This window comes from Delftia sp. SD018 (genome assembly GCF_017355445.1).
GTDB classification, from domain to species: domain Bacteria; phylum Pseudomonadota; class Gammaproteobacteria; order Burkholderiales; family Burkholderiaceae_C; genus Comamonas; species Comamonas acidovorans.
On record NZ_JADDRN010000069.1, the window covers coordinates 1 to 1,030 of the forward strand.

The following is a 1,030-nucleotide window of genomic DNA, read 5'->3' on the forward strand; positions in this document are numbered from 1 at the left end:
GCGCATACGGCTGGGAGAGCGCAGCGTGCAGGAGTGCCTGCGCCAGACGCATGAGGGTTTGTCGGGGCTGATGCACCATGAGCACGCGACGCTGTCGCTGGCGCAGCGCTGCAGTGCGCTGGAGGGAGGCACGCCGCTGTTCTCCACCCTGCTCAACTACCGCTACAGCGCGGCGCAGGACGTGGACACTGCCGCCAGAACCTGGGAAGGCCTCACGGTCCTGGGTGGCGAGGAACGCACCAACTACCCGGTGACGGTATCGATCGATGATCTGGGCGAGGGCTTCGGCATCGTGATGCAGGCCAGCGAGTCCATTGGTGCCCAGCGGCTGTGCGTCTATATGGACGCGGCTATCGAAAGCATCGTTGGGGCGCTGGAGCAGAATGCGCAGGCCGTTCTGGGCCGGCTGGACGTACTGGGCGTCGCGCAAACGCAGCAGTTGCTGGGCAGCGGCCAGGCATCAGGGCATTTCCCCGCCAGCCATCCCCTGCACTGCCGCATCGAGCAGCATGCGCGCCGGCAGGCCCATGCGCCCGCTCTGGGTTGCGGAGCACAAAGCCTCAGCTATGGCGAACTCAACGCCCAGGCCAACCGCCTGGCCCATCGCCTGATCGTCCTGGGCGTGCGCCCCGAGTCGCGCGTGGGCATTGCCATGTCGCGCTCGGTGGAGATGGTGGTCGGCCTGCTGGCCATCCTCAAGGCCGGTGGCGCCTATGTGCCGCTGGACCCGGACTACCCGGCCGACCGGCTGGCGCACATGGTGGAGGACAGCGGCATTGCCCTGGTGCTGACGCAGGCTGCAGTGCGTACGCGCATTCCGAGCGCAGACCGCTTGCAGATTCTGGAGGTCGATACGCTGGACCTGTCGGCCGAATCGGATGCCGATCCGCAGGTGCAGGTCTCGGCCGACAGCCTGGCCTACGTGATCTACACCTCGGGCTCCACGGGCCGCCCCAAGGGCGCGCAGCTGAGCCACCGCAACGTGGCGCGGCTGCTGGAGGCCACCGAGGCCTGGTTCGGCTTCGGCCCC

General features: G+C 68.1%; 1 protein-coding gene. It reads left to right on the top strand.

Going from position 1 to position 1,030, the window contains the following annotated elements; all coding sequences use genetic code 11:
- Positions 1 to 1,030 (top strand): AMP-binding protein (locus INR38_RS28565; RefSeq protein ID WP_207444610.1); only part of this gene is annotated, 1,030 nt, incomplete at both ends.